The sequence below is a fragment of the Streptomyces sp. NPDC051563 genome (genome assembly GCF_044454225.1).
Lineage (GTDB): Bacteria > Actinomycetota > Actinomycetes > Streptomycetales > Streptomycetaceae > Streptomyces.
This window is the reverse complement of sequence record NZ_JBITDL010000039.1, coordinates 43,751-66,383: the sequence shown is the minus strand read 5'-3', so window position 1 is coordinate 66,383 and position 22,633 is coordinate 43,751. Positions and strand designations below refer to the sequence as shown.

Sequence of the window (22,633 nt, the reverse complement as noted above, 5' to 3'; positions counted from 1 at the left end):
ATAGCCAGATTGCGTACGCTGGTCCGGTGAAGATCAGCGCGCACGCCGTAGGACGCATGGTGGGGACCTGGCAGGAGGGGCCCGGGCCCGCGCACCGGCGGCTCTCCGACCGGCTGCGGCTGCTCATCCTGGACGGGCGGCTCTGCCTCGGGGCAGCGCTGCCGGGCGAACGCGATCTGGCCACCGCGCTCGGTACGAGCAGGACCACGGTCGGGGCCGCGTACCGCACGCTCGTGGACCACGGCTACCTGGAGACGAGGGAGCGCGCGCGGGCGACCGTACGGCTCCCGCACGAGGACGTGCCCGCCGCGCGCCGGGCCGGTACGGACGCCGAGACCATCGACCTGTCCTTCGCCGCACCGCCCGCACCGCCCGAGGTCCTCCACGCGGCCTTCGCGACGGCGCTGGAGCGGCTGCCGCTCCACTTCGAACGGCACGGCTACGACCGGTACGGGACCGCGGAGCTGCGCGAGGCGGTCGCCGGGTGGTACGGGCGCAGGGGGCTGCCGACCTCGCCCGACCACGTGATGATCACCAGCGGGGCGCAGCACGCGATCGGACTGCTGGTGCGCACGCTGCTGGCGCCGCGGGACAGGGTGCTCTTCGACCACCCCACCTACCCGCACGCGATCAGGGCGTTCACCGATGCGAGGGCCCGGCTCCTGCCGGTGGCGGTGGGGCCGTCCGGCTGGGACGTGCCGCAGCTCCTCGCGGCGGCCCGGTCGGTGCAACTGGCCTACCTGATCCCGGACTTCCACAACCCGACCGGGATGTACATGGCCGCCGACGTCCGCCGGAGCCTGCGGCCGGCCTGCCCCACGATCATCGACGAAACCCTGGCCGACCTGGGGCTGGAGGGACCCGCCCCGGCATCAATCCCGGTCGCGGAGCCCTTCGCCGCGACCCACCCCACCGCCATCAGCATCGGCTCGGTGTCCAAGAGCATCTGGGGCGGCCTGCGCATCGGCTGGATCCGCGCCGTGCCCGCGCTGCTGGAGCGCGTGGCCCGGTCCCGCCCCGCGACGGATCTCGGCACCCCGGTGGTGGAACAACTGGCCACGGCCGCGCTCCTGAACGGCGGCCAGACCAGGCGGCCGGAGGCCCTGCGCCAACTCCGTTCACAGCAGGACGCCTTGCTGGCGGCACTGGCCGAGCACCTCCCCCGGGTGCACGCACCGCGGGCGGCGGGCGGGGTGACGCTATGGGCGCGCTTCCCGGAGCCGGTCGGCTCACGGCTGGCGGCGATCGCCCCGGACCACGGGGTGACGATCGCGGCGGGCCCGCAGTTCGGAGTCGGCGGCGCCTTCGAGCGCCACATCCGCCTGCCGTACACCCTGCCCGCCCCCCGCCTCACGGAAGCCGTCCGCCGCCTGGCCGCCGCGCACCGGGCCCTCACGGCGGGCGGCGCCGGGACCCACACCCCGGCGCCGGTGGCCTGACGGCCTCCTAGACCTTCACGGCGGCGAGGCGCGGGCCGCAGAGTGCGGTGAGGTCCTCGGGGTCGGACGTGAGGACGGTGACGGGGCCGGGCGCCGCGAGCGCGGTGGCGGCCAGCATCGCGTCGATGGCGTACTTGTGCCCGTGCAGGCCGGCCTCGCGGAGCAGGGCCGTGGCGGCGTGGGCGATCTCCTCGGTGACGGGCTCGACCACGACTCGGGACAGTGCCCACGTGAGGGCCGCCATGTTGATCTTCGGGTGGACGACCTCCACGAGGGTGGCGGTGCTGGTGATGACGCGCACGTCACGGGCGAAGGCTGCGGCCAGCCATGCCACGGTTTCACGATCCCGGGCGACGTACTTCGAGAGCCCCTCACTGTCGAGGACGAGGGTGCCGGCCGGAGTGGCCTTCTGGGGTGTCATGCGGCGCTCCGCCCACTGTCGGTGTCCGCCGGTCCCTCTTCGTGGACGCGGAGGAGGAAGTCGGCCTTCTCCCTGATCTCCTCTGCCGTGATCGGACCGATCTCCGCCTCGGCGGCGGCGACGAGCTCCGCCAGGTTGTCCCGTTCGATCTGGCGGGCCACGGCGGCGGTGACGTAGGCGGAGAGGCCGGAGGGGCCGCTGCGGGCGCGGGCGGCCTCGGCGATGTCGCGGGGCATGGAGATGGAGTACTTCTGGGTGGCATCGCTCATGCCACCCATGCTACTTCCGATGCCACCGCCGTGTTCGGCGTGTGGGGCGTAGAGATACATGTGCATAGGCTCTAGGCATATGCGGCCATCGGGATGCCGTTTCGTACCGGTTCACTCGACCGGGTGCAGGCCCGTTCCTTAGTCCGTGCTCAGGCGGGCGTGGAGGTGTTCGTCGTGCCAGCCGTCCGCGTGGAGGAGGGCGCCGCGCATGGTGCCCTCCAGCGGGTAGCCGGATTTCAGGGCGACCTGGCAGGAGGCCGGGTTGGCCGTGGAGTGGGTGATGCGCAGGCGGTGCAGGCCGAGTTCCGTGAAGGTCCATTCGGTCAGGACGGTCAGGCCTTCGGTGGTGGCTCCGGCGCCGCGGCCGGCGGGGAGCAGCCAGTACATGAACTCGCCGCTGCCGCCGGGGAGGTCGAGGTCCGCGAGGCCGATCAGGCCGACCGCGCAGCCGCCGTCCGCGGGGGCCAGGGCCCAGACCGCCGAACGCTCGGCGTGCCAGCGTTCGCGCCAGCGGGCGATGCGGGTGACGGCCCGGTCCTCGGTGAGGGGGTCCGGCCGGTTCCAATGGCGGATGTCCGGATCGGCGTACGCGGCCACGAGCGCGGGGGCGTCGTAGGCCTCCCAGGGACGCAGGCGCAGGCCGCAGGGGAGGTCGTACGAGGGCTGGGCGAGGGCGGCCAGCCGGCCGGGCGGGACCACGGGCGGTATCGATGCGGCCCGCGGGGTGGTCGGTGGGGTGATCGGCGCGTCGGTCATCGGGCCATCATCCGGTGGGCGCTGGGAGCCCGGCGCGGCCCGGGGCCGGCCGTGGTGCGGCCATTGGGGGCCCTATAGGGGCCCGGTGGGCCCGGCAGGCGTAACAACCGGCGGACACTTCGTCACGGTAAGCGACATTTCATCCCTTTCTTCCTAGTCTCACGTCCCGGTACCGAGTGACCGAGCGAATGGACGATGAGATGAGACGACGGCTTTCCGCGATCGCCGCGGCAGGTGTGGCCGCGATCCTCGCGCTGGGCGGCGGGTCGGCCGCGAGCGCGACGGCGAGCACGAACCCGGACGGCGGCAAGGGCGGCAAGGGCCAGTGCGCCCCGGGCGTCCCGATCGGTCCGGAGGGCGACAAGTTCTACGATCCGCCGTCCCCGCTCCCCGAGGGCGACCACGGCGACCTGCTCTGGGCCCGCCGCGTCGACGCCCCCGACGGCGCCCGCGCCTGCCGGATCCTGTACCTCTCGACGCTCCAGACCGGTACCCGCGTCGCCGTCTCGGGCATCGTGGCCTGGCCCGACGCCCCCGCGCCGCGCAGCGGCCGCAACGTGGTGGCCTGGGCGCACGGAACCGTCGGCGGCCCGCGCCAGTGCGCGCCCTCCGCGGTGCCGAACCCGGCGACCGACCTCGTCGGCTACTACACCTACGACAGCCCGTGGGGCATCGACGTCGGCGTGCCGGCGCTGACGCAGTTCCTCGACTCGGGCGACGTCGTCGTCGGTACGGACTACCAGGGTCTGGGCACCCCGGGCGTGCACCAGTACACGGTCGCGGTGACCGAGACCAACAACGTCCTGGACTCCGTCCGCGCGGCCCGCCAGATCACCGAGGCCCACGCGAACCGCAAGGCGGCCGTCCTGGGCTGGTCGCAGGGCGGCGGCGCGGCGGCGTTCATCGCCCAGAACTACAAGGCGTACACCCCGGAGACCAACCTGGTCGGCATCGCGGCGCTGGCGCCCGCCGCCAACCTGGGACCGGACTTCCGCGGCCTGGTGCTGCCCGGCCCGACCTCCCCCACCTCGCCCTCCCACAACGCGGCGCTGCGCGTCAACGTCTACCGGGGCTTCCTCGCCGCCTACCCGCAGCTGAAGGCCGAGGACGTGCTGAAGCCGGCCGGACTGGAGGCGCTGCGCGGTGACGGGGTGATGTGCATCGAGCACCTCGCCGACGTGATCCAGAACAACGTGGGCAACGTGGGGCAGCTGGACACGCTGTTCCAGCCGCTGACCGCGGTGCCGGAGGTCTGGCACCAGCGCTTCCGCGAGAACACCGCGGGCCTGGTCACCTCGGTGGCGCCGATCCTGGTGATGCAGGGCACGGCGGACACGGTCATCAACCCGAACTCCACCGACGAGTACGTGAAGCGGGCCTGCCGCTTCGGCAAGCCGGTCGAGTACACCAAGTACCAGGGCGCGACGCACCAGACGATCCCCAACGTCGCGGAGCCGGAGTACCTGGGCTGGATCGCGGACCGCTTCGCGGGCAGGCCGGCGCCGTCCAACTGCGCCTGAAGCACGGTGTGAAGCAGTGAAGGCTCCCGGCCGGTGGACCACACCGGCCGGGAGCCTTCGTCCGTGGGGGCCCGCCGTCAGCGGCCCACGGGGACGGGCGCCGTGGCCTGCGCGGGCTCGGCGTCCGCCGGGGCCGGAGCCGCGGCCGCGGGGGCCGTCTCCGCGTCCGGGGCGGCGTTGAACTCCTCCAGCATCTGCCGGGTGAAGCCGAAGAAGTAGGTGGCGGCGAAGCCCACGAGGTAGCCGACGGCCAGGCCGCCCGCGTAGATCGCGATGGTCATCCCCATGCCCGACTTGCCGTCCAGCAGCGGGAACAGCGCCCAGCCCGAGGGGCCGATGGCGGTGGAGCCGAAGGCGGTGCCCAGCTGGTTGAAGAGGCCGACGAAGGCTCCGCCCGCGGCGCCGCCGATGCAGGCGGTGACGAAGGGGCGGCCCAGGGGGAGGGAGACGCCGTAGATGAGGGGCTCGCCCACGCCCAGGAAGCCGGCCGGGAGGGCGGACTTGATGGTGGCGCGGATCGAGCGGTTGCGGGGGAGCTTGTAGTAGACGGCGATGGCCGCGCCGACCTGGCCCGCGCCCGCCATGGCGAGGATGGGGAGCAGGACCGTGTACCCGGTCTGCTCGATCAGGGTGGTGTGGATGGGGATCAGGGCCTGGTGCAGGCCCAGCATGACCAGCGGGAGGAAGAGCCCGCCGAGGACCAGGCCCGCGAAGGCGCCGCCGGTGGCGAGCAGCCAGGTGGCGAAGGAGCCGATGGCGGTGGAGACCTCACCGGCGACGAACATCAGGCCGAAGATGGTGACCAGGCCGGAGACGAGCACCGTCAGGGTGGGGGTGACCAGGACGTCGAGCGCCTCCGGGACCCACTTGCGGCACCACTTCTCCACCTGGACGGCGAGCAGCGCGGCCGCCAGGGCGCCGAGTACGCCGCCCTGGCCGGGGGAGAGCTGCTGGCCGAAGGCGTCGATCTTCGCGACGCCCGGGAAGACGATGATCGCGGCGACCGCGCCGCCGAGGATGGCGGTGCCGCCGAACTCCTTGGCGGTGTTGTAGCCGACGAACACGGCGATCAGGGACATGAACCCGCTCGCCATCGCGGCGAGGGCGGGGACCACGGCCGGGACCCAGCCCATGTTGGTGAGGAAGCCGTTCAGGCCGGCGATGATGCCGCAGCCGATCAGGGCGGGGATGAGCGGGACGAAGATGTTCGCGATGCGGCGCAGGAACAGCTTGAAGGGCGTGGAGTTCTTCGCCTTCTGGGCGTTCTTGATGGCCGCGCCCTGGGCGGCGAGTTCGTCGGCGGTGTGACCGGCGCCGGCGCCGGCGGGAGCTGCCGGGGCGGCGGCCGGGGCGGCCGAACGGCCTTCCGCGACGAGGGCCTCGAACTCGGGGGTGACGCGGGCGACGGTGCCCGGTCCCAGCACGATCTGGTACGTGTCGTCCTCGACGACGCCCATCACGGCGGGGAGGGCCTTGAGGGCCTCGTCCTGGACCAGGGAGCGGTCGCGGAGGTTGATGCGCAGCCGGGTCATGCAGTGCGCGATGGACAGGACGTTGTCAGGACCGCCGACCAGGGGAAGGATCGCGGCGGCTGTGGCGCGGTTCTTGTCAGTGGACATGGTGGTTCGCCTTGCTGCTTGGGGTCAGCGGGGGGTTCGGGGGGTCTGGGTGAGGGCGGCCCGGAGGTGGCCCCGGGAGGCGGTGAGGAGTCCGGCGGCCGTGGGGCCGTCGACTCCGCCGAGGATGACGAGGATGGCCTGCTTGACCTCGCCGTCGGAGGCGGTGAGCGCGGCCTCGATCTCCTCGTCGGGGGCGCCGGTCGCCAGCGAGACGATGCGGCGGGCGCGGGCGCGCAGCTTCTCGTTCGAGGAGCGCATGTCGACCATCAGGTTTCCGTAGGTCTTGCCCAGGCGGATCATCGTCAGCGTCGAGATGAGGTTGAGGACGAGCTTCTGTGCGGTGCCGGCCTTCAGGCGGGTGGAGCCGGTGAGGAGCTCGGGGCCGACGACCACCTCGATGCCGTGGTCGGCGGCGGCGGCGAGCGCGGAGCCGGCGTTGCAGGACAGGCCGACGGTGAGTGCCCCGCGGTCGCGGGCGAACTCGACGGCGCCGATCGCGTACGGGGTGCGGCCGGAGGCGGAGATCCCGATGACGGTGTCGTCGGCGGTCAGGGCCAGCGCGGTGAGGTCCTCGGCGGCCAGTTCCCTGGAGTCCTCGGCGCCTTCGACGGCCTTGACCATGGCGGAGGGGCCGCCCGCGATCAGGCCGACGACCTCGGAGGGGTCGGTGTTGAAGGTGGGCGGGCACTCGCTGGCGTCCAGGACGCCCATCCGGCCGGCGGTGCCGGCTCCCGCGTAGATCAGGCGCCCGCCGCGGGCCATCCGCTCGGCGATCCCGTCGATGGCGGCGGCGATCGTCTCCAGCTCGCCGGCGACGGCGGCCGGGACGGTGGCGTCCTCGGCGTTCATCAGGCGGGCGATCTCCAGGGTGGGCAGCTGGTCGATCTCGGCCAGTTCGGGGCGGAAGGCCTCGGTGGTCAAGGTGGCGAGCTGGGCGCGGAGTTCGGCGTACGCGGTCATGGCTTCGGCTCCTGGGGTACTGGCTTGCGCTGCTAGCGGGTGGTGCTGGTGCGCTTGGCGGTGGGTACGGGGGTGTGGTGGCGGGGCGCGAGCGCCTCGTACGAGGCTGCGAGCGCGGGCGCCGCCGTCTCGTAGGTCTGCTGGGCGACGCCCACGAACAGGCAGTCCACGACGAGGAGCTGGCTGGTGCGGCTCGACATGGCCGCCGGGCGCAGCTGGGTCTCGCGGGCGGCGGAGGTGGCCAGCACGAGGTCGGCGTAGTGGACGACGGGGGAGTTCGCGCGGGCCGTGAGCGCGAGGGTGGTGGCCCCGTGCTCGAAGGCGGTCCGCAGCGGCTCGATGACGTCGCCGGTGCCGCCGGAGTGCGTGATGGCGACGGCCACGTCGCCGGGGCGCAGCAGGACGGCGGTGGTGACGGCGAGGTGCGGGTCGCTGTGCGCGTGGGCGATCAGGCCGATGCGCGACAGCTTCTGCGCGAGGTCCTGGGCGACGAGGCCGGAGGCGCCGACGCCGTAGATCTCGATGCGGCGGGCGCCCGCGAGGGCGGTGACGGCCGAGCCGAGGGCGGCGACGTCGAGCCCGGCGGCGGTGTCGGCGAGGGTCTGCGCCTCCTCCTGGGCCAGCTTGGCGACCACGTCCGCGAGGGAGTCGTCGACGGCTATGTCCACGGTGACGGCGGGGGCCGCGCCGGACTCCTGCTGCGCGGCGAGCGCGGCGAGCGCGAGGCGCAGGTCTCGGTAGCCGGGATAGCCGAGGAGGCGGGCGGTGCGCACGACGGTGGCCTCGCTGGTGCCGGTCCGGGCGGCGAGGTCGCTGACGGTGAGCGCGGCGCAGGCGGCCGGGTCCTCGGCGACGGCCTCGGCGACGGCCTGCATGGAGCGGGTCATCGAGGGACCGAGGCTGCGGATGCGGGCCCGCAGGGCGGCCGGGGCGGGCACGGGGGTGGGGGCGGGTGAACCCGCATCCGCCGCGTTGAAGGTTTCTTTCACGTTCTCGCTCACCCCTGAAACTTATTTTCAGAGGGGTGGGAACGTCAAGGCGCCATAAGTCACCGGCGGAAGAGGACCTTCGCCACGGGCCCGGTCCGGGTCCACAATGTCTCCATGGACCACGCGACCCCCCTTGAACAGGCGCTGCACGCCGCACGCGCCCTGGTACTCGCCGATCTCGTCGCGGGCGAGGTCGCAGAGGCCGACGTCGTCTCGCTCGTCGAGGACGCGGTCACACACCGCCGCTGGTGGGTGGAGGAATGGCCGGACGGCGCCGACTTCCTCGCCGGACTCGTCGCCCAGGACGTGAAGGACGCCCTGCTGGAGAAGTACGGCCGCTGGCCGCTGTGCCCGGTCTGCGGGCACGGCGAGCCGCACGCGCTGGACGTGGAGCCCGAGCTCGGGCCGGACCCGATGTGGGTGTGCTCGGAGGCGGGCGTGCGGGTGGCGCCGGTGGGCGGGCTGGGGCCGGTGCTCGGCGGCTCCGGGGGCTCCGGGGGCTTCGGCTCCGGCTCCGGCTCCGGCTCCGGCTTCGGCGAATGAGCCGCCCGTGACGGTGTACATCGACCCGCCCGACTGGCCGGGTCACGGCCGTATGTGGTCGCACCTGGTCAGCGACACCTCCTTCGAGGAGCTGCACGCCTTCGCGGCGTCGATCGGCTGCCCGCCGAAGGCCTTCGAACGCGACCACTACGACGTCCCGGAGCAGCGGTACGCGGACGCGGTGGGCGCGGGCGCGGTGGAGATCGGCAGCAAGGAGCTGGTCCGGCGGATCACCGCCGCAGGGCTGCGCAGGCCCAAGGGGCGGCCGGCCTAGGGGGTGACCCCGCCGAGACGTCAGTCCCGTGTGCGCGGCGACAGCAGGACGGTGAGCGTCGGGAGCGCCGACAGCGGGGAACGGGTCCAGTCCCCGATCCGGGCCCCGATGCCGTGGTCGGCCGGGTCGCCGGCGTTGGCCCCGCTCCCCGCTCCCCGCTCCCCGCTCCCCGCTCCCCGCTCCCGTTCCCCCGTTCCGGCCCCCCGCCGGAGGGCTCACCGTAGGTCTCGGTCGGGGTGGTGCGGCATGCCGGGCTACGGCAGTTTCGGCCCGCGCACGTTGCCGGACGGGGGCGGCCCCCTAGACCTTCTCCACGGCAGCCGGCACCGGCACGGCCGCCGCCGAGCCGGTCACCAGGCGCGTGGGGGTGGTCGTACGGCGGTCCAGGCGCAGTGCTGCGAGGCCCAGGGCGATGGCGGTGACGGTCATCGCGCCGCCGGCCCAGGCGGTGGCGGAGTAGCCGTACCCGGCGTCGATGACGGTGCCGCCGAGCCAGGGGCCGCCGGTGTTGCCGAGGTTGAACGCGGCCGTGGTGGTCGCCCCGGCCAGGGTCGGGGCGGCGCCCGCGACGTTGAACATGCGGGCGTTGAGCGCCGGGGCCGTGAAGAACGCCGAGAAGCCGATCAGGAACGAGAGCGCGATCGCGGCCGCGGCCGTGGAGGCCAGCAGGGCCAGCGCCGCCAGGAAGACGGTGGAGGCGGTGATGCCCCACAGCATCACGCCGAACAGGTGCGCGTCGGCGATCCGCCCGCCCACCGTGGTGCCGACGAGCGCGCCGATCCCGAAGAGGCCGAGGATCCAGGGGACCCACTGCGAATCGAGCCCGGCCACGTCCGTGAGCAGCGGGGACAGGTAGCTGAAGGCGCAGAAGACCCCGCCTGCGGCGAGCGCCGTGATGCCGATGGACAGCCACACCTGGCGGTCGCGGTAGATGCGCAGCTCGCGCGCGAGCGTCGGCCGCTCGGCGGGCAGCGGGATCTTCGGGATCAGCGCGAGGATGCCGACCAGCGCGACGGCGGAGGCGGCGCCCACCGCCCAGAACGCGGACCGCCAGCCCAGGTGCTCACCGAGGAACGCGCCGGCCGGGACGCCGAGGACGTTGGCGATGGAGAGCCCGCCGATCATGACGGCCATCGCGCGGGCCCGCTGGTGCTGCTCGACCATGGCGATGGCCACGGCGGCGCCGACCGCCCAGAAGCCGGCGCAGGCGAGCGCGGAGACGATGCGGGAGGCGAAGAGCAGCTCGTACGTGGGGGCCAGCGCGCCCGCGACCTGCCCGAGGCCGAAGAGGGTGATCAGCGAGAGCAGGGTGGTGCGCCGGGGCAGCCGCAGCGTGGCGACGGCGAGCAGGGGCGCACCGACGACCATGCCGATCGCGAAGGCGGATATGAGCAGGCCCGCCTGCGGGATGGTGACGCCCATGTCCTCGGCGATGGGTGGCAGGAGGCCCGAGAGCATGAACTCGCTGGTGCCGAGTGCGAAGACGGAGAGGCCGAGGATGTAGACGGCGACGGGCATACGGGTGCGTTCGGCTGCGACGGGCATGAACTGTCTCAACCGCGACGAACGGGATCACATTCCCGGGGGCTGATCGGCACCGCCCTCGGCGAGGGGCTGATCGGCGCCGCCCTCGGCGAGTCCCGCCAGCTCGGCGGCCAGGTTCGTGCGGGCCGGGGCCTCCCAGTGCGCAGCCCCGTAGGCGGTGCGGAAGAGGCGGGGCAGCTCCAGGAGCTGGCGCAGCACGGCGGCCCGGCCCGCGCGGAAGGCCTCGTCGGGGACGAAGCCGTACTCGGCGCGGACGGCTGCCGCGTAGGCGGCGTACTCCTCGGGCGTGCCAGCGAGGACGCCGAGGTCGGCGTCGCAGAGGAGCTCGCCGTTGGCGTCGCCGGGCGCGGGGTCGTGGGTGATCGTGAGCCGGACCAGGCGGGCCACCTCGGCGGTGCGGGCCCCGTCGATGCCGAGCTCGGGGAGGGCGCGCTCGGCGAGGGCGGCGCTGCGCTCCTCGTTCTCGGAGCGGTCGGGGCGGTACACGGCGTCGTGGAACCAGGCGGCGAGGTCCACGGCGGGGCGGTCCGGTGTCCCTTCCTGCGGGTGCTGCATGAGTACGTCGACGCGTGCGAGTACGTCGGCCAGGTGCGCGGTGGTGTGGTACTTGCGCTGCGGCTCCGCCCAGGCGGTGAGGAGGCGGTCGGCGTAGGGGGCGGGGTCGCGGTCGGGGGCGGCTCCGGCCGCGGCGGTGGTGGCGTGCCAGCGGGCGCGGAGGTTCTGTTCGCGGTGCGTGTCGGAACTCGTGGCGGATGTCATGCGCACATTGTGGTGGTGGCGTGATTGTGCTGGTGAAGGGTGGGCGAAGGCCCGTACCCTGAATATTGGACTAGACCTATTTTCAATGCCGGACGAAGGATGGGATTACATGAGCAACCGTGCGCTCCTGGAGGTGATCGCCCTCGACGCGGAGGACGCGGTCGCGGCCCAGGCCGGTGGAGCGGACCGACTCGAGCTGGTCACCGACATGGCCGCCGACGGGCTCACCCCGCCGCGCGAGACCTTCGCGGCGATCCGGGCGGCGGTCGACATCCGGCTGCGCGTGATGCTCCGGAAGGCGGACGGCTTCGCGGCGGGTTCCGCGCAGGACGTGGAACGCCTCGTGGAGGAGGCGCGGGCGCTGCGTGCGGAGGGGGCGGAGGAGTTCGTGCTCGGCTTCCTGAACCCCGACGGCAGCCCCGACCTCGCCGCCGTCGAGGCGGTCGTGGCGGAGCTGGGCGGTTGCGGGTGGACGTTCCACCGGGCGATCGACCGGGCGGCCGACCGTGACCAGCTCCGCAAGGCGGTCGCGGATCTGCCCGGGCTCGACACCTACCTGACCGCGGGTGCGGCGGGTGGGGTCGACGAGGGGCTGCCGGTGCTCTTGGCCGAGGCCGCGCGGGCGGGTACCCCCGGGTACGAGCAGCGGATCCTGGTCGGCGGCGGGCTGGCCCTCACCCACCTGCCGGTGCTGCGGGAGGCCGGTGTCGATGCGTTTCACATCGGTGGTGCGGCTAGGCCTCACGGGTGGGGTCGGCCGGTGTCCGCGGCGGCGGTGTCGTCCTGGCGGACGGCGCTGGGCTGACCCGCCCGTCGGGTGCGGCGCCGTTGCCGGGGACTCTGTCCCCGGGCCCCTGCGCCTCAAGCGCCGGCGGGGCTGGGTTGTGCCGGTGCACGGGCTGGCTGCGTGGGGTGGGGCGGTGCCGGGGTCGGGGTGGGGTGTTGGCCTGGACTGCATGATTTAGGCGCCCTGTCCCTTACGTTCGACAGTTTTGGCTTCCTTTAGCGCCACAAATCACGCTCTACGTCCAGGCCAACACCCCACCCCGCCCCCGTCCCCGCCCCTGCCGTCCGCAGCCACCCACCCGGGCGGGGAGCATCGACCTCGGGCGATGTGGGTCTTTGACCCCGGCCAGGTGGCATCGGCCCCGGCCGGGTGGTCTCTTGCCCCGGTCAGGGTTTGTCTTTTCAGCCGTCCGGCGTTTGAGGACCGGGGTCCGGGGCGGAGCCCCGGGGGTTTGGGCGCAGCCTGGTTCCTCGTTTTCGGTCGGGCTGCGCCAAATTCAGCCCCGCCGGCGTTTGAGGACCGGGGTCCGGGGCGGAGCCCCGGGGGTTCGGGCGCAGTCCGGCTCCCCGTTTTCGGTGGGGCTGCGCCAAATTCAGCCTCGCCGGCGTTTGAGGCGCGGGGTCTGGGGCGGAGCCCCAGGGGGGCCGGGCGCAGCCCGGGGCCCCTTCAGCCTGGCCGGCGTTTGAGGGCCGGGGTCCGGGCTGGCCCGGGGAACGGTGGAAGGGCGGGTAGGGGAACTCCGCCCCGGGCAGCGGTTAGGGGTGCCCTCGGGGACTTGGCCCGGGCAGCGGTTAGGGGTGCCCTCGGGGGGTTGGCCCGGGCAGCCGTTAGGGGGTTGTGGGGGTCAGGGGCTTTGGGAGGGGGGTGGTGTGGAGGACGGTGAGGCCGGAGACGGCTCGGGTGAGGCAGACGTAGAGGCGGCGCAGGCCGGTGCGTTCGTCGGGCTCGCCCGCGACGACCTCCGCCGGCTCGTGGAGGACGACGTAGTCGTACTCCAGGCCCTTGGCCAGGGACGCCGGCACCAGCGTGAGGCGGGACTCCGCAGTGGTCTCCTCGCCGGGCGAGAGGTAGGGCAGGCCGGCGGCCAGGAGGGCTTCGCCGAGCTCCGGGATGCGTGCGTCCGCCGCGATCAGGCCGATCGACCCTTCGTGGACGAGTGAGGCCCGGCAGGCCGCGATGACCGCCGAGGGGAGGTCGGAGGCGACCTCCGAGACGATCAGTGAGCCGGGGGTCTCTCGGACCGAGGAGACCGGGGACAGGCCGGGCGAGATCGAGGGCAGCAGCCGTGAGGCGTAGGCGATCACCTCGCGCGGCACGCGGAAGCCCGCCGTGAGTTCCTCCAGCACCGCGCCGGGCTTGCCCAGGTGCCCCAGCGCCTCGTCCCAGCTGCGCGTGGCCCACGGGGTGGTGCCCTGGGCGAGGTCGCCGAGGACGGTCGCCGAGCCGGTCGTGCAGCGCCGGCCGACCGCCCGGTACTGCATGGGGGACAGGTCCTGCGCCTCGTCGATGACGACGTGGCCGAGGGAGTGGGTCCGCTCCACCAGGTCCGTCGTCTCGTCGATGAGGACGAGGTCCGCCGCCGACCATTTCGCCGTTTTCGTGCTGCGCGCCGGCTTGGCCCAGAGGAGGAGTTCTTGTTCCGCGGCCGACAGGATTCCGTCCGCGTGCGCGGCGAGGAACTCCGGGTCGGAGAGGAGGCGCAGGACCAGCTTGGGCGGTTCGACCAGCGGCCACACCGCCTTGACCACGGCCTTTACCGCGGGGTTGCGCGCCACCGCGTCCTGGACCCGGTCGTCGGGGGCTTCGCCGGCCTGTTCCATGCGGACGAGGACCGCGTGCGCGATGCGCTGGGGGAGGGCGTCGCGGGCGGCGCCGTAGCGGATGTCGCGGTTCTGGAGTTCGGTGACGATCTCGGCGATCTCGTACGCGGGCACCCGCCAGCGGCGCGATCCGCGGACCACCATCAGCGGTTCGACGGGCTCCGACACGTGCGAGTGGACGGCGCGGCGCAGGACCTCCGCCATCCGGGCGTCGCCCTTGACCACGGCGGTTTCGGCGGGGTCCGTGCCGCGGACCTCCAGGTCCGCGCGGGCGACCAGGTCGTCGACCGTGGCCTGCTTGACCTCCAGCTCGCCCAGCGCGGGCAGGACCTGCTCGATGTAGTGCAGGAAGGAACGGTTCGGTCCGATGACCAGGGTGCCGGTGCGGGCCAGGCGGTCGCGGTGTGCGTAGAGGAGGTAGGCGACACGGTGCAGGCCGACGGCCGTCTTTCCGGTGCCGGGGCCGCCCTGGACGCAGACGGATCCGGACAGGCCGGAGCGGACGATCTCGTCCTGCTCGGGCTGGATTGTCGCCACGATGTCGCGCATGGGGCCGACGCGCGGGCGCTCGATCTCCTGCTGGAGCAGCTTGCTGACGGCCGCCGCCTCGGCGGGGTCGGAGAGGTGCTCGTCCTCGTACGCGGTCAGCTCGCCGCCCGTGTAACCGAAGCGGCGGCGCAGCCCGATGTCCTGCGGGTCGTTCTTGGAGGCCCGGTAGAAGGGCTGGGAGACGGGCGCGCGCCAGTCGATGACCATGGGGTCGCCGCCGGCGTCGTGGACGTGGCGGCGGCCGATGTAGAACTGCTCGCCCTCCGCGCCCTCGGCGAGCTCCGCGCCGGGCGCGTGCAGGTAGTTGAGGCGGCCGAAGAAGAGGGGGGTGTGGGCGAGGTCGGCGAGGGCCTTGATCCGGTCGTTGATCTGGGCCTGGAGGACGATCGCGTTGACCCAGTTCGCGGTGACGTCGCGGATGTCGAGGTTCTCCACGTCCTCGCGCATCGCGCGGAGCGCGGAGCGGGAGGCGGCGAGGTGGGCCCGCTCGCGGCCCAGGGGGTCGGTGGCGGCGGGTGCGTCGGCGGGGTCGGTGACGTGGGCGTGCGCGGGCACGGAACTGCCTCCATCTGCTGAGGACCTGCGTGATGCGGGCGGACGGGCCCGCCGGTTTCCGAGCGGCGGGCGGCGCTCCCGGTGACGCGGCGGGAGGCGGCAAGAGCGGAGATTCTAGCCATCGCGGCGGCTCTGCGCGAATGGATTCGACGGGATCCGGGAGGGCCGGAAGTCCTTTGTCGGGGTGGCCCCGTACGGGGGGTGTTCGGGCCGTGTCCTCCTTCGGGCAGAGCCCGTAGGGGGAGGCATGGGCCGGGAGGAGGAGGCCGGAGAGCCGGAGGTTCAGCCCTCAGGGCGATGTGACAAGCCGGGCGAAAACCGACCATGGATACATGAGCACCGCAACCTGCACCCCGGTCCAGGGTCGCCGCCCTCGCGGCGCCACCGCCACCTCCGCCACCCGCCGCCCCCGCCACAACGCCGGCAGCGTCCTGCGCGCCGCCAAGGTCTTCGCGGCGACCGCCGTGAGCGTCGTCGTCCTCGGTGAATACGCCGAGGACGCGGGCGTCATACGCCGCTGAGGCACCTGCACGCCAGGGCCGGGGCGTTGATCCACTAGGGTCGCGCCGTGACCCGGAGTTCCGAGCCCAGCCGCTCTCCGTCGCCCCGCGCCGGTGTGCTGCTCGCGGGCCTGCTGCTCGTGCTCGGCGTGCTCTGCGTCGCCCTGCGCATCCCGGTGGCCGATGCCCTCGCCCCCGGCCTCTCCGCCGCCGAGTGGAGCCCGCCCGCCGCATATCCGCCGTTCGCGGCCATCCTCTTCGCCCCGGCCGCCTGGCTGCCGACCGGCGTACTGAAGGCCGTCCTGGTCGGGGGCAGTGCGGGGCTGTTCGCCCTGCTGGTCCTGCTGTCGTGCCGGCTGACGCGGCTGCGGGCCCGGCCGGGCGCCGTCCTGGCCGCCACCGTCGCCGGGCTGTGTCTGGAGCCGCTGTTCCGGAGCCCGCTGTCCGGGCAGGTCGCCCTGGCCCTGGCCTGCCTGGTCCTGTGGGACTTGCACCGGCCGTGCGGTGCGCTCGGCAAGGGCTTCGCGCTGGGCACGGCCGCCGGGATCACCCTGGCCCCGGCGCTGCTCATCCCGTACCTCCTGCTGACCGGCCGGGTCCGGACCGGGCTGACCGCCCTGGCCGCCTTCGCGGGCAGCTGCCTGCTCGGGCTGCTGGTCCTCCCCGGGGCCTCCGCGGAGTTCTGGTCCCGCCACCCGCCCACGGGCGGCCGCTCGCTCCTGCTGGACCGGCCCCACCTGTGGGTCTGGGCCGTCCCGCTGCTCACGGCCCTGCTCGCGGCGGCCCTGCGCCACCGGTCCCGCTCCCGGCGGCGGCAGGTCCGCCCCGTCCGTCAGTCCCCGGCCAGCAGCTCGTCGGCGTCCATGATCCGGTAGGCGTAGCCCTGTTCGGCCAGGAAGCGCTGGCGGTGCGCGGCGAAGTCCTGGTCGATGGTGTCGCGCGCGACGACCGAGTAGAAGCGCGCCTCGTGGCCGTCCGCCTTCGGTCGCAGCACGCGGCCGAGGCGCTGGGCCTCCTCCTGGCGGGAGCCGAAGGTGCCGGACACCTGGATGGCGACCGTGGCCTCGGGCAGGTCGATGGAGAAGTTCGCGACCTTCGAGACGACCAGCACGCTGATCTCGCCCTCACGGAAGGCGTTGAAGAGCTTCTCGCGCTGCGCGTTGGAGGTCTCGCCCTTGATGACGGGCGCGTCGAGGTGCTCGCCGAGCTCGTCGAGCTGGTCGATGTACTGCCCGATGACCAGGGTCTGCTCGCCCGCGTGCTTGGCGACCAGCGCCTCGGTGACCTTCCGCTTGGTGGCGGTGGTCGCGCAGAAGCGGTACTTCTCCTCCGTCTCGGCGGTCGCGTAGGCGAGGCGTTCCGACTCGGTGAGGTTCACGCGGACCTCGACGCAGTCGGCCGGCGCGATGTAGCCCTGCGCCTCGATCTCCTTCCACGGGGCGTCGAACCGCTTGGGCCCGATCAGCGAGAACACGTCCGACTCGCGGCCGTCCTCGCGCACCAGCGTCGCCGTCAGCCCGAGGCGGCGGCGCGCCTGGAGGTCGGCGGTGAACTTGAACACCGGGGCCGGCAGCAGGTGCACCTCGTCGTAGAGGATCAGGCCCCAGTCCCGGGAGTCGAAGAGCTCCAGGTGCGGGTAGATGCCCTTCCGCTTCGTCGTGAGGACCTGGTACGTGGCGATCGTGACGGGCCGGATCTCCTTGCGCGTACCGGAGTACTCGCCGATCTCCTCCTCCGTCAGCGAGGTCCGCTTGATCAGCTCGTGCTTCCACTGGCGGGCGGAGACGGTGTTCGTGACGAGGATCAGCGTGGTGGCCTTGGCCTTGGCCATCGCCCCGGCGCCGACCAGCGTCTTGCCGGCGCCGCAGGGCAGCACGACCACGCCGGAGCCGCCGTGCCAGAAGCCCTCGACGGCCTGCTGCTGGTAGGGGCGCAGCGCCCAGCCGGTTTCGTCGAGCTCGATCGGGTGGGCTTCGCCGTCCACGTACCCGGCAAGGTCCTCGGCGGGCCAGCCCAGCTTGAGCAGGGTCTGCTTGATCTGTCCGCGCTCGGAGGGGTGCACGGCGACGGTGTCGGCGTCGAGGCGCGCGCCGACCAGCGGGGCGATGCGCTTCGACCGCAGGATCTCCTCCAGCACCGGCCGGTCGGTGCTGGTGAGGACCAGCCCGTGGACGGGGTGCTTGGACAGGGTGAGCCGGCCGTACCGGGCCATGGTCTCGGCGACGTCGACGAGCAGGGCGTGCGGCACGGGGTAGCGGGAGAACTCCACGAGCGCGTCGACGACCTGCTCGGCGTCGTGCCCGGCGGCTCGCGCGTTCCACAGCCCGAGGGGCGTGATCCGGTAGGTGTGGATGTGCTCGGGAGCACGCTCCAGCTCGGCGAAGGGCGCGATGGCGCGCCGCGCGGCCGCGGAGAGCTCGTGGTCGATCTCGAGGAGGAGCGTTTTGTCGCTCTGGACGATCAGTGGACCATTCACACGCAGCGCCCCGTTTCACTCTGGCCAAACCTCCAGTGTGCCGCATCCCCGCATGTTCAGGAACATGGCGCTCGGAGCACGCCGGACGCCGGGCGGTGCTACGCCCCGCCGGTGGCGAAGGCGAGGATCTCGGGGGCGGCCTCGCGCAGGGTGGGGAAGTGGCGGTGGGCCTCGGGGTGGGGCGCGGGGGTGTTGACCGTCCACACCGTCATGCCCGCCGCGAGGCCCGACCGGACCCCCGAGGGGGCGTCCTCGATGACCAGGCAGTGGGCGGGGTCGGCGCCGAGGAGGGCCGCGCCCCGCAGGTACGGGACCGGCGAGGGCTTGCCCTCGGTGACGGCGGCGGCGTCCACGAGCACCTGCGGCACGGGCAGGCCGGTGCGGTCGAAGCGGCCGCGCACCCGGTGCTCGTAGTTGGAGGTGACCAGGCCCCAGCTGCCCGCGGGCAGGGCGGACAGCAGCCCGGCCGCGCCGTCGAAGGCGGCGTAGCTGCCGGTGCGGACGTCCTCGTCCTCGAGTGCGTGCAGCGCGGCCAGGCACGCGTGCGGGTCCCGGTCCGGGGCGACGGCGGCGAAGGTTTCCATCGGGCGGGTGCGCAGGGCCACGGCGTACACCGCGTCCGGGTCCAGTCCGTGGCGGGCGGCCCAGGTGGCCCAGACCCGGCGCTGATTGGCGACGGCGTCGACGAGGGTGCCGTCGACGTCGAACAGGACGAACCGGGGCGCCGTAACGGGCGGGACGGACGGGACTGCCAGGACGGACGGGACGGGAGCGGTGGTTGCGTTGGTCACCGGCGGATCATGCCAGGCCGCGCAGGAGCAGCTCCAGGCCGCCCTCGAACTCCCGGTCCGGGGTGACCGAGCGGGCGTCGCGGGCGGTGGCCGTCATGTACGGGAACTCGTCCGGGGGGAGACCGGCGATGGCGGTGGTTCCGGGACCGGACAGCGGCCCGAGGTGTTCCAGCTGCGTGGCGCCGAGCACGTAGGAGATGAGCGCGCGCAGCGCGACCACCCGCGCCTCGGCCTCGATGCCTGCCTCGGTGAGGACGCCGAGCACGGTTTCCGACCAGCGCAGCCCGCTGGGCGAGCGGTGCCGGTGCGTCAGGGAGAGCGGCAGGACCTCCGGGTGGGCGCTCATGGTGTCGCGCAGGCGGCGGGCCAGGACCGTGATCCGCCCGGGCCACGGCCCGGAGGGCGGCGGGGTGGTGTCGACGCGGCTGAGGACGAGTTCCACGACGAGCGCTTCGAGTTCCTCGCGGCCCGGGACGTAGCGGTACAGGGCCATGGGGCTGGTGCCCAGTTCGGTGGCGACGGCGCGCATGGAGAGGCCGGCGAGTCCGTCGCGGTCGATGACGGCGAGGGCGGCGGCGGCCAGCTGGTCCGGGGTGTGCGAGCGGGGGCGCGGCATGAGGTTGACAGCGTACGGCATACGCCTACGCTGGAGAGGTAGGCGTACGTCATACGCCTACGCCTGTCGAGGAAGGGTCTCCCATGCTCGAACCCGGTTCCGTGATCCCCGCACGCCTGCTCACACCCGTCACACCCGTCACACCCGTCGCCGAAGGAGCCGCCCCCGTCCCCGTCCCCGTCCCCGATCCGGAGCGGCTCGTCCACCTGCAGTTCCGGCGCTTCGCCGGCTGTCCCGTCTGCCACCTCCACCTGCGCTCCGTCGTCCGGCGGCACGCCGAGATCGAGGCCGCCGGGATCCGCGAGGTCGTCCTCTTCCACTCCTCCGCCGAGGAACTGCGCACGCACACCGCCGGTTTCCCCTTCGCCGTCGTCGCCGATCCGCGGCAGCGGCTGTACCGGGAGTTCGGTGTCGAGTCCTCCCCGCGCTCCCTGCTGGACCCGCGCGCCTGGGGCCCGGTGCTGTGGGCGATCGTCCGGTCGGCGGTCGAAGTGGTGCGCGGCCGGGAGCGGCTCCCGGCCCCGCGGCAGCCGGCCGGACGGCTCGGGCTGCCCGCCGATCTGCTGATCGGGCCGGACGGCAGGGTCGTGGCCGCCAAGTACGGGGAGCACGTCTACGACCAGTGGTCCGTCGACGAGCTGCTCCGGCTGGCGTCGGCGGCCCGGAACCGCGTGGGCACCCGGGGAGCGCCTGCGTAGGGTCGTGGCATGAGCAGCGATCAGCAGAGCTTCGTACCGCCGGCCGAGGTGTTCGAGGTGCCCGTCCGGCTCGTCGGGGAGGGCTTCCGGCTGGAGCCCCTCGGGCCCGAGCACAACGAGGGGGACCTCGCCGCCTGGAGCGGGAGCATCGACCACGTGCGGGCGACGCCCGGCTTCCTGGGGGACTGGCCGCCGGAGGAGGGGATGAGCCCGGAGTCCAACCTCGCCGACCTGGTGCGCCACGCACGGGACTTCGCCGAGCGGCGCGGATTCACGTACAGCGTCCTGGAGGGCGAGCGGGACGGTACGGGCGAGGTCATCGGGTGCCTCTACATCTACCCCGCGCGGGAGCAGCCGGAGCGCGTGCACGTCACCTCCTGGGTGCGCGGCGACCGGGTCGCCTTCGACAAGGCGGTGTACGACACCGTCACGCGCTGGCTGGCCGAGGTCTGGCCGTTCGACGCGGAGCACATCGACTACGCGGCGAGGTGAGCCACGCCGAAGAGGCCCGGCCCACGCGGTGCGTGGACCGGGCCCCTTCGTGCCGTCGTACGGGGTGACTAGCCGCGGACGGTGCGCCGGCGGCGGCTGAACCAGGCGGCCGCGCCGCCGAGGCCGATGAGGACGGCGGCCAGACCGGAGTAGAGGGCGGTGTTGGAGTCGGCGCCGGTGTGGGCGAGGGAGCCGTTCGGGGCGGGGGTGTTGGCGGTGGCCGGGGTCGTCGCGGTCACCGGGACGGTGGTCGCGGAGCCGGTCGGGGCCGGGGTGGTGGGCGCCGGGGAGGTCGGCGCGGGGGAGGTCGGGGCCGGCGAGGTGGGCGCCGGGGTCGTCGGCGTGGTGGCCGGGGTGAGCTGGAACTGGGTGTCGGCGCCGGCGAACTCGTAGGTGTTGCCGTCGGCCAGGCCGACCGTCGCCTGCAGCTTGACGGTGGTGGCCTTCTTGAAGTCCGTGTTCGGGCCGAAGCTGGTGCGCAGGTGCAGGACACGCTCGCCGGCGGCGGCGCTGAAGCCCTTCGGGATCGTCGGCAGCATGAAGTTGTAGGGGTCGGAGGTGCCGTAGCCGACCCACTTGCCGTCGACCAGCACCTCCACCTGGAGGTTGGGGTTCTGGGCGTCCTGGTCGAAGCCCAGGCCCAGGTTGGTGGCGAGGGCCTCGCCGAACTCGCCGTCGCCGGTGAGCCGGTAGGTCAGGTCCATCTCCTTGCACTGGGGCGACGGGACCTTGCAGGCGCCGACGTTCTTGAAGGAGGTCTCCAGCTTGCCGGTCTTGACCGCCGGGTCCGTCTTGAAGGTCAGGGAGGCCGCGTTGGCGTCCGCGACCTCACCGGCGAAGCTCGCCGCGCGCAGCGTGAAGTCGCCGTTGGTCGTGGGGTAGCTCTTGGCGAGGCCGATCGTGATCTTCCAGGTGAGCTTTCCGCCGGCCGGGATCTCGAAGCCGTCGCTCGACTTCTTGCCGGCCGGGTAGAACAGGCCCTGCCACTCGCCGTCCTGCTGCCCGATCGTGTAGGTGGTGGCCGGGGCGCTCAGCGGCTCGACCTTGTAGACCACGTCGCTCTGCTGGAGCGGGCTGGCGCCGGTCGGGTCCAGGAGCATCCACGGGTGGTAGGAGGAAGACTTGTCCGTCGTGTTCGTCACCGTCAGGTCGAAGGTCTCCGTCGCGCCGCCGCGGGTGAGCGGGCCGCTCGGGACCGGAGCGCTCATGGTGGTCTTCAGCGCCTGGGGGTTGCCCTCGTCGGCGGAGGCGGTCATCGGCATCAGGACGGTACCGGCGATGGCGGCGGCGACGACGGCGGCGGAGGCGGTGCGGAGGGCGGCGGTGCGAGCGGACATGGTGGACTCCCCCAGGAATCTTCAAGATCAGACGGCAGTGGCGGCCGAGAGGCCGAGAGGCAGAGCGGAGGTTGAGCGGCCGAGCGAGGTGGCCGGCGGTAGAACGCCGGTCCGGTGGTGCTGGGTTCTCGCCGGCGGTCCGGTTTCTTTCCTCCCGGTCGCTGCTGCGATGAACTGATCTTCACACAGACCACATCCCCAATCCGTCGCCGGAATGTCACCGCCGTGCAACAGCCGAATGCGCTTCTTTGGGCGGCCTGACCTGCGGAGACAGCGGAACGGGCGGGACCTCTTCCACGCCGTCCGCTACGCGCCCAAGTGCTCCAGCGGCCCGGCCGGATAGGGGGTCTCCACCGGGAGCAGGACCCGCGCCGCTTCCGGTTCGCCGGAGCGCAGCAGTCCGTGGATCTCCCGCGCCAGCGGGGTCACATCGCGGATGGCGACCGTCCACTCGTCGGCGTAGGCGCGCGAGGCCGTTCCGGACAGGCCCAGTTGGAGCGAGCGGTACGGCAGCGGGTTCAGGTGCAGATCGCGCTCCGGGTCCCACTGCACCCGGGCGGGGGCGGTGCGCAGCGCCCGCTTCCAGGCCTCGCGGTCGGCGTGCACGCCGGGGACGTAGTGCGACAGGCAGGCGGAGTTCAGCGCCCGGTCGAAGCCGGCGCGGGTGATCTCGACGGCCAGGACCGTCTCCTGGTCGGCCTTGGCGGCCCAGCCGCAGCGGTACATCATCCACAGGAACGAAGGCTTCACCCAGGTCATCCGCTCCCGCTTCCAGGCGGGCGGGAAACGGCCCTCGCGGGCGGCCGGCACCCCGATCCGGGGGTGGTACGCCTGGTACACGGTGAGGGTGTCGGCGGTGTGCGCGGCGCGGATCTGATGGCGGGGGACGGGGTGGGCGCTCGCTTCGGTCATGGCCCC

At 73.3% G+C, this 22,633-nt stretch carries 23 protein-coding genes; 9 read left to right on the top strand and 14 right to left on the bottom strand.

The features are described from left to right. The first annotated feature begins 26 nt into the window (after positions 1 to 26). Positions 27 to 1,439 carry a PLP-dependent aminotransferase family protein gene (locus ACIA8F_RS34260; protein ID WP_399384753.1) on the top strand — a complete coding sequence of 471 codons (1,413 nt, stop codon included), beginning with the start codon at positions 27 to 29 and terminating at the stop codon, positions 1,437 to 1,439. Between the two features lie 7 nt (positions 1,440 to 1,446). Here the strand turns inward: ACIA8F_RS34260 and ACIA8F_RS34255 are convergent, their stop codons facing one another. The 3 genes from ACIA8F_RS34255 to ACIA8F_RS34245 all read right to left on the bottom strand — a co-directional run bounded on the left by ACIA8F_RS34255 (position 1,447) and on the right by ACIA8F_RS34245 (position 2,885). Further along, positions 1,447 to 1,860, bottom strand: a complete 414-nt coding sequence (locus ACIA8F_RS34255; protein ID WP_399384751.1) for a PIN domain-containing protein — start codon at positions 1,858 to 1,860, stop codon at positions 1,447 to 1,449. Beyond that, positions 1,857 to 2,129, bottom strand: a complete 273-nt coding sequence (locus ACIA8F_RS34250) for a CopG family transcriptional regulator (RefSeq protein WP_399384750.1) — start codon at positions 2,127 to 2,129, stop codon at positions 1,857 to 1,859. Before ACIA8F_RS34250 ends, ACIA8F_RS34255 begins: the two co-directional genes overlap by 4 nt. A 138-nt stretch (positions 2,130 to 2,267) precedes the next feature. Beyond that, on the bottom strand, positions 2,268 to 2,885 hold the full coding sequence (locus ACIA8F_RS34245) for a GNAT family N-acetyltransferase (RefSeq protein WP_399384748.1): 618 nt from the start codon (positions 2,883 to 2,885) through the stop codon (positions 2,268 to 2,270). 200 nt (positions 2,886 to 3,085) lie between these two features. Between ACIA8F_RS34245 and ACIA8F_RS34240 the strand changes: the two genes are divergently transcribed. Then, on the top strand, positions 3,086 to 4,405 hold the full coding sequence (locus tag ACIA8F_RS34240; RefSeq protein ID WP_399384746.1) for a lipase family protein: 1,320 nt from the start codon (positions 3,086 to 3,088) through the stop codon (positions 4,403 to 4,405). A gap of 77 nt (positions 4,406 to 4,482) precedes the next feature. Here the strand turns inward: ACIA8F_RS34240 and ACIA8F_RS34235 are convergent, their stop codons facing one another. From ACIA8F_RS34235 to ACIA8F_RS34225, 3 genes are read right to left on the bottom strand one after another with little or no spacing between them, the layout of a single operon-like run. After that, positions 4,483 to 6,024 carry a PTS transporter subunit EIIC gene (locus ACIA8F_RS34235; RefSeq protein WP_399384744.1) on the bottom strand — a complete coding sequence of 514 codons (1,542 nt, stop codon included), beginning with the start codon at positions 6,022 to 6,024 and terminating at the stop codon, positions 4,483 to 4,485. A gap of 24 nt (positions 6,025 to 6,048) precedes the next feature. After that, on the bottom strand, positions 6,049 to 6,984 hold the full coding sequence (gene murQ, locus ACIA8F_RS34230; RefSeq protein ID WP_399384742.1) for an N-acetylmuramic acid 6-phosphate etherase: 936 nt from the start codon (positions 6,982 to 6,984) through the stop codon (positions 6,049 to 6,051). Between the two features lie 32 nt (positions 6,985 to 7,016). After that, the gene (locus ACIA8F_RS34225) at positions 7,017 to 7,985 is read right to left on the bottom strand and encodes a MurR/RpiR family transcriptional regulator (RefSeq protein ID WP_399384740.1); all 969 of its coding nucleotides are present in this window, start codon (positions 7,983 to 7,985) and stop codon (positions 7,017 to 7,019) included. Positions 7,986 to 8,087: 102 nt separating this feature from the next. On the opposite strand from ACIA8F_RS34225, the gene ACIA8F_RS34220 reads away from it, so the two are divergent. Both ACIA8F_RS34220 and ACIA8F_RS34215 read left to right on the top strand, forming a co-directional pair. Beyond that, complete coding sequence (locus tag ACIA8F_RS34220) at positions 8,088 to 8,516, top strand: hypothetical protein (RefSeq protein ID WP_399384738.1); 429 nt, start codon at positions 8,088 to 8,090, stop codon at positions 8,514 to 8,516. A 7-nt stretch (positions 8,517 to 8,523) separates the two neighbouring features. Next, positions 8,524 to 8,790 carry a DUF4031 domain-containing protein gene (locus ACIA8F_RS34215; protein WP_388507469.1) on the top strand — a complete coding sequence of 89 codons (267 nt, stop codon included), beginning with the start codon at positions 8,524 to 8,526 and terminating at the stop codon, positions 8,788 to 8,790. A 300-nt stretch (positions 8,791 to 9,090) separates the two neighbouring features. On the opposite strand, the gene ACIA8F_RS34210 is transcribed toward ACIA8F_RS34215, so the two are convergent. Next, a complete protein-coding gene (locus ACIA8F_RS34210) occupies positions 9,091 to 10,308 on the bottom strand; it encodes a Cmx/CmrA family chloramphenicol efflux MFS transporter (protein WP_399384779.1) in 1,218 nt (405 codons plus the stop codon). Between the two features lie 54 nt (positions 10,309 to 10,362). After that, positions 10,363 to 11,094, bottom strand: coding sequence for a hypothetical protein (locus tag ACIA8F_RS34205; RefSeq protein WP_399384736.1), 732 nt, complete (start codon positions 11,092 to 11,094; stop codon positions 10,363 to 10,365). Positions 11,095 to 11,203: 109 nt separating this feature from the next. On the opposite strand from ACIA8F_RS34205, the gene ACIA8F_RS34200 reads away from it, so the two are divergent. After that, the gene (locus ACIA8F_RS34200; protein ID WP_399384734.1) at positions 11,204 to 11,899 is read left to right on the top strand and encodes a copper homeostasis protein CutC; all 696 of its coding nucleotides are present in this window, start codon (positions 11,204 to 11,206) and stop codon (positions 11,897 to 11,899) included. Positions 11,900 to 12,708: 809 nt separating this feature from the next. Here ACIA8F_RS34200 and ACIA8F_RS34195 read toward each other — a convergent pair. Next, positions 12,709 to 14,805, bottom strand: coding sequence for a HelD family protein (locus ACIA8F_RS34195; protein ID WP_399384732.1), 2,097 nt, complete (start codon positions 14,803 to 14,805; stop codon positions 12,709 to 12,711). Between the two features lie 332 nt (positions 14,806 to 15,137). Here ACIA8F_RS34195 and ACIA8F_RS34190 point away from each other — a divergent pair, with 332 nt between their 5' ends. Together ACIA8F_RS34190 and ACIA8F_RS34185 are read left to right on the top strand one after the other, a co-directional pair. Beyond that, entirely contained in the window at positions 15,138 to 15,326 is a 189-nt protein-coding gene (locus ACIA8F_RS34190) for a hypothetical protein (protein ID WP_399384731.1), read from the top strand. A gap of 47 nt (positions 15,327 to 15,373) precedes the next feature. Continuing rightward, complete coding sequence (locus tag ACIA8F_RS34185) at positions 15,374 to 16,180, top strand: glycosyltransferase family 87 protein (protein ID WP_399384729.1); 807 nt, start codon at positions 15,374 to 15,376, stop codon at positions 16,178 to 16,180. Here ACIA8F_RS34185 and ACIA8F_RS34180 read toward each other — a convergent pair. The 3 genes from ACIA8F_RS34180 to ACIA8F_RS34170 form a co-directional block, all read right to left on the bottom strand. Further along, complete coding sequence (locus ACIA8F_RS34180) at positions 16,138 to 17,781, bottom strand: DNA repair helicase XPB (protein WP_399384727.1); 1,644 nt, start codon at positions 17,779 to 17,781, stop codon at positions 16,138 to 16,140. The two genes, ACIA8F_RS34185 and ACIA8F_RS34180, sit on opposite strands and share 43 nt — an antisense overlap. Before the next feature lie 98 nt (positions 17,782 to 17,879). After that, entirely contained in the window at positions 17,880 to 18,536 is a 657-nt protein-coding gene (locus ACIA8F_RS34175; RefSeq protein ID WP_399384777.1) for an HAD family hydrolase, read from the bottom strand. Positions 18,537 to 18,579: 43 nt separating this feature from the next. Continuing rightward, entirely contained in the window at positions 18,580 to 19,188 is a 609-nt protein-coding gene (locus tag ACIA8F_RS34170) for a TetR/AcrR family transcriptional regulator (RefSeq protein ID WP_399384776.1), read from the bottom strand. Between the two features lie 83 nt (positions 19,189 to 19,271). Here ACIA8F_RS34170 and ACIA8F_RS34165 point away from each other — a divergent pair, with 83 nt between their 5' ends. Together ACIA8F_RS34165 and ACIA8F_RS34160 are read left to right on the top strand one after the other, a co-directional pair. After that, positions 19,272 to 19,886, top strand: a complete 615-nt coding sequence (locus tag ACIA8F_RS34165; protein ID WP_399384725.1) for a peroxiredoxin-like family protein — start codon at positions 19,272 to 19,274, stop codon at positions 19,884 to 19,886. 9 nt (positions 19,887 to 19,895) lie between these two features. Further along, positions 19,896 to 20,378, top strand: coding sequence for an N-acetyltransferase (locus ACIA8F_RS34160; RefSeq protein WP_399384723.1), 483 nt, complete (start codon positions 19,896 to 19,898; stop codon positions 20,376 to 20,378). Between the two features lie 68 nt (positions 20,379 to 20,446). Here ACIA8F_RS34160 and ACIA8F_RS34155 read toward each other — a convergent pair whose 3' ends face one another. Together ACIA8F_RS34155 and ACIA8F_RS34150 are read right to left on the bottom strand one after the other, a co-directional pair. Then, positions 20,447 to 21,715 (bottom strand): LAETG motif-containing sortase-dependent surface protein, encoded by a 1,269-nt coding sequence (locus ACIA8F_RS34155; protein WP_399384722.1) that lies wholly within the window; start codon positions 21,713 to 21,715, stop codon positions 20,447 to 20,449. A 306-nt stretch (positions 21,716 to 22,021) separates the two neighbouring features. Further along, positions 22,022 to 22,627, bottom strand: a complete 606-nt coding sequence (locus ACIA8F_RS34150) for a DUF4291 domain-containing protein (RefSeq protein WP_399384720.1) — start codon at positions 22,625 to 22,627, stop codon at positions 22,022 to 22,024. Positions 22,628 to 22,633 lie beyond the last annotated feature (6 nt).

What these genes read in the sequence shown, in the direction of transcription:
- ACIA8F_RS34165 (WP_399384725.1), top strand. Translation starts at nt 19,272, where the DNA reads ATGCTCGAACCCGGTTCCGTGATCCCCGCACGCCTGCTCACACCCGTC.
- ACIA8F_RS34220 (WP_399384738.1), top strand. Translation starts at nt 8,088, where the DNA reads ATGGACCACGCGACCCCCCTTGAACAGGCGCTGCACGCCGCACGCGCC.
- murQ (WP_399384742.1), bottom strand. Translation starts at nt 6,984, where the DNA reads ATGACCGCGTACGCCGAACTCCGCGCCCAGCTCGCCACCTTGACCACC.
- ACIA8F_RS34205 (WP_399384736.1), bottom strand. Translation starts at nt 11,094, where the DNA reads ATGACATCCGCCACGAGTTCCGACACGCACCGCGAACAGAACCTCCGC.
- ACIA8F_RS34200 (WP_399384734.1), top strand. Translation starts at nt 11,204, where the DNA reads ATGAGCAACCGTGCGCTCCTGGAGGTGATCGCCCTCGACGCGGAGGAC.
- ACIA8F_RS34150 (WP_399384720.1), bottom strand. Translation starts at nt 22,627, where the DNA reads ATGACCGAAGCGAGCGCCCACCCCGTCCCCCGCCATCAGATCCGCGCC.
- ACIA8F_RS34170 (WP_399384776.1), bottom strand. Translation starts at nt 19,188, where the DNA reads ATGCCGCGCCCCCGCTCGCACACCCCGGACCAGCTGGCCGCCGCCGCC.
- ACIA8F_RS34255 (WP_399384751.1), bottom strand. Translation starts at nt 1,860, where the DNA reads ATGACACCCCAGAAGGCCACTCCGGCCGGCACCCTCGTCCTCGACAGT.
- ACIA8F_RS34235 (WP_399384744.1), bottom strand. Translation starts at nt 6,024, where the DNA reads ATGTCCACTGACAAGAACCGCGCCACAGCCGCCGCGATCCTTCCCCTG.
- ACIA8F_RS34160 (WP_399384723.1), top strand. Translation starts at nt 19,896, where the DNA reads ATGAGCAGCGATCAGCAGAGCTTCGTACCGCCGGCCGAGGTGTTCGAG.
- ACIA8F_RS34190 (WP_399384731.1), top strand. Translation starts at nt 15,138, where the DNA reads ATGAGCACCGCAACCTGCACCCCGGTCCAGGGTCGCCGCCCTCGCGGC.
- ACIA8F_RS34250 (WP_399384750.1), bottom strand. Translation starts at nt 2,129, where the DNA reads ATGAGCGATGCCACCCAGAAGTACTCCATCTCCATGCCCCGCGACATC.
- ACIA8F_RS34245 (WP_399384748.1), bottom strand. Translation starts at nt 2,885, where the DNA reads ATGACCGACGCGCCGATCACCCCACCGACCACCCCGCGGGCCGCATCG.
- ACIA8F_RS34155 (WP_399384722.1), bottom strand. Translation starts at nt 21,715, where the DNA reads ATGTCCGCTCGCACCGCCGCCCTCCGCACCGCCTCCGCCGCCGTCGTC.
- ACIA8F_RS34210 (WP_399384779.1), bottom strand. Translation starts at nt 10,308, where the DNA reads ATGCCCGTCGCCGTCTACATCCTCGGCCTCTCCGTCTTCGCACTCGGC.
- ACIA8F_RS34240 (WP_399384746.1), top strand. Translation starts at nt 3,086, where the DNA reads ATGAGACGACGGCTTTCCGCGATCGCCGCGGCAGGTGTGGCCGCGATC.